Source organism: Burkholderia sp. AU28863 (assembly GCF_002223195.1).
GTDB lineage: Bacteria > Pseudomonadota > Gammaproteobacteria > Burkholderiales > Burkholderiaceae > Burkholderia > Burkholderia sola.
Map to the genome: position 1 here is coordinate 1 of NZ_NKFE01000011.1, position 3,809 is coordinate 3,809.

The 3,809-nt window shown below is 64.6% G+C and carries 2 protein-coding genes; both read left to right on the forward strand.

The genetic code is table 11. The features are described 5' to 3' along the window. The coding region (locus tag CFB81_RS34645; RefSeq protein ID WP_089438199.1) for an efflux RND transporter permease subunit at positions 1–3,083 on the forward strand (3,083 nt) is incomplete at its 5' end. Further along, on the forward strand, positions 3,083–3,809 hold a 727-nt coding region (locus CFB81_RS34650), incomplete at its 3' end, for a TolC family protein (protein WP_179236153.1). The genes CFB81_RS34645 and CFB81_RS34650, both read left to right, overlap by 1 nt.

Genomic DNA, 3,809 nt, shown 5'->3' on the forward strand with positions numbered 1-3,809 from the left:
CGCCATCGATCCAGATCACCGCGAACTACCCGGGCGCTTCCGCGAAGACGGTGGAAGACACGGTGACGCAGGTGATCGAGCAGCAGATGAGCGGTCTCGACAACTTCCTGTACATGTCGTCGACGAGTGACGACTCGGGCAACGCGACGATCACGCTGACCTTCGCGCCGGGCACCAACGCCGACATCGCGCAGGTCCAGGTGCAGAACAAGCTGTCGCTCGCGACGCCGGTTCTGCCGCAGGTCGTGCAGCAGCTCGGTCTGTCGGTCACGAAGTCGAGCAGCAGCTTCCTGCTGGTGCTCGCCTTCAACTCCGAAGACGGCAGCATGAACAAGTACGACCTCGCGAACTTCGTGGCGTCGCACGTGAAGGATCCGATCAGCCGGTTGAACGGCGTCGGTACCGTCACGCTGTTCGGCTCGCAGTACGCGATGCGGATCTGGCTCGACCCGAACCGCCTGACCAACTACGGCCTCACGCCGGTCGACGTCAGCTCGGCGATCACCGCGCAGAACGTGCAGATCGCGGGCGGCCAGATCGGCGGCACGCCGGCGAAGCCGGGCACCGTGCTGCAGGCGACGATCACCGAATCGACGCTGCTGCAGACGCCCGAGCAGTTCGGCAACATCCTGCTGAAGGTCAACCAGGACGGCTCGCAGGTTCGCCTGAAGGACGTCGCGCAGATCGGCCTCGGCGGCGAAAACTACAACTTCGACACGAAGTACAACGGTCAGCCGACCGCGGCACTCGGTATCCAGCTCGCGACCAACGCGAACGCGCTCGCGACCGCGAAGGCCGTGCGCGCGAAGATCGACGAGCTCGCACCGTTCTTCCCGCACGGCCTCGTCGTGAAGTATCCGTACGACACGACGCCGTTCGTGAAGCTGTCGATCGAGGAAGTGGTCAAGACGCTGCTCGAAGGTATCGTGCTCGTGTTCCTCGTGATGTACCTGTTCCTGCAGAACCTGCGCGCGACGATCATCCCGACGATCGCGGTGCCGGTCGTGCTGCTCGGTACGTTCGCGATCATGTCGATGGTCGGCTTCTCGATCAACACGCTGTCGATGTTCGGTCTCGTGCTCGCGATCGGCCTGCTGGTCGATGATGCGATCGTGGTGGTCGAGAACGTCGAGCGCGTGATGGCGGAAGAGGGGCTGTCGCCGAAGGAGGCGACCAGGAAGGCGATGGGCCAGATCACCGGCGCACTCGTCGGCGTGGCGCTCGTGCTGTCGGCGGTGTTCGTGCCGGTGGCGTTCTCCGGCGGGTCGGTCGGCGCGATCTATCGTCAGTTCTCGCTGACGATCGTGTCGGCGATGGTGCTGTCGGTGCTGGTCGCGTTGATCCTGACGCCGGCACTGTGCGCGACGATCCTCAAGCCGATCCCGCAAGGGCATCACGAAGAGAAGAAGGGCTTCTTCGGCTGGTTCAACCGCACGTTCAACACCAGCCGCGACAAGTACCACGTCGGCGTGCACCACGTGATCAAGCGCTCGGGCCGCTGGCTCATCATCTATCTGGTCGTGATCGTCGCGGTCGGGCTGCTGTTCGTGCGCCTGCCGAAGTCGTTCCTGCCCGATGAAGACCAGGGCCTGATGTTCGTGATCGTGCAGACGCCGTCGGGTTCGACGCAGGAAACGACCGCGAAGACGCTCGCGAACATTTCCGACTACCTGCTGAAGGACGAGAAGGAAATCGTCGAATCGGCGTTCACGGTCAACGGCTTCAGCTTCGCGGGCCGCGGCCAGAACTCCGGTCTCGTGTTCGTGCGCCTGAAGGACTATTCGCAGCGTCAGCATGCGAACCAGAAGGTGCAGGCGCTGATCGGCCGGATGTTCGGTCGTTACGGGAGCTACAAGGACGCGCTCGTGATCCCGTTCAACCCGCCGTCGATTCCGGAACTCGGTACGGCTGCCGGCTTCGACTTCGAGCTGACGGACAACGCCGGCCTCGGCCACGACGCGCTGATGGCCGCGCGTAACCAGCTGCTCGGGATGGCGTCGAAGGATCCGACGCTGCAGGGTGTCCGTCCGAACGGCCTGAACGACACGCCGCAGTACAAGGTCGACATCGACCGCGAGAAGGCGAATGCACTGGGCGTGACGGCGGATGCGATCGACCAGACGTTCTCGATCGCGTGGGCGTCGAAGTACGTGAACAACTTCCTCGACACCGACGGCCGGATCAAGAAGGTGTACGTGCAGGCCGACGCGCCGTTCCGGATGACGCCGGAAGACATGAACATCTGGTACGTGCGCAACGGGTCGGGCGGGATGGTGCCGTTCAGCGCGTTCGCGACCGGTCACTGGACGTACGGTTCGCCGAAGCTCGAGCGCTACAACGGCGTGTCGGCGATGGAAATCCAGGGCCAGGCCGCACCGGGCAAGTCGACCGGTCAGGCGATGGCGGCGATGGAAACGCTCGCGAAGAAACTGCCGGTCGGTATCGGCTATTCGTGGACGGGCCTGTCGTTCCAGGAAATCCAGTCGGGCTCGCAGGCGCCGATTCTGTACGCGATCTCGATCCTCGTCGTGTTCCTGTGTCTCGCGGCGCTGTATGAAAGCTGGTCGATCCCGTTCTCGGTGATCATGGTCGTGCCGCTCGGCGTGATCGGTGCGCTGCTTGCGGCCACGATGCGTGGCCTCGAGAACGACGTGTTCTTCCAGGTCGGCCTGCTGACCACCGTGGGCTTGTCCGCGAAGAACGCGATCCTGATCGTCGAATTCGCGCGCGAACTGCAGCAGACGGAGAAGATGGGGCCGATCGAGGCCGCGCTGGAAGCGGCGCGCCTGCGGCTGCGCCCGATCCTGATGACGTCGCTCGCGTTCATTCTCGGCGTGCTGCCGCTCGCGATCAGCAACGGCGCGGGTTCGGCCAGCCAGCATGCGATCGGCACGGGCGTGATCGGCGGGATGATCACGGCGACGTTCCTCGCGATTTTCATGATCCCGATGTTCTTCGTGAAGATCCGTGCGATCTTCAGCGGCGAGAAGGAAGATGCCGACGAGGCGCTGCGCCTGGCTCAGGAGCACTCGCACCACGAAGAGAAGCCGGGCAACGGCGACCAAGGCAACAAGGGACAGTGATGATGCAAAAACACGCTTTGACTGCAATCGCAGTCGCGCTCTTTGCCACGGGCTGCACGATGGCGCCGCATTACAAGCGGCCCGACGCGCCCGTCGCGCAGGCGTACCCGGCCGGCGGCGTCTACGCGACGCAGCCCGGCGCGGCCGGCGCGCGCAGCGCGAACGGCCAGGCGGCGACTGCCATCGGCTGGCGCGAGTTCTTCGTCGATCCGCGCCTGCAGCGGCTGATCGAGATCGCGCTGAAAAACAATCGCGACCTGCGCGTGTCGGTGCTGAACATCGAGGCCGCGCGTGCGCAGTACCAGATCACGCGCGCGGGGCTGTTCCCGACGCTCGACGGTACGGGCACGGGCAGCATCCAGCGTTTCCCGGCCGGCGTATCGCAGACAGGCCAGCCGCTGATTTCGCGTACCTACAACGTCGGATTGTCGGCGTCGTGGGAGCTCGACCTGTTCGGTCGCGTGCAGAGCCTGAAGGACCAGGCGCTCGCGCAGTACCTGTCGACGTCGTACGCACGGCAGGCGTCCGAGATCTCGCTGGTGTCGCAGGTGGCGGATCAGTACCTGACGCTGCTGTCGACCGATGACCTGCTGAAGGTCACGGAGGACACGCTGAAGACCGCGCAGGCGTCGTACGACCTGACCAAGCTGCAATTCGACAACGGGACGGGTTCCGAGCTCGAGCTGCGTCAGGCGCAGACGGTGGTCGAGACGGCGCTTGCGAACC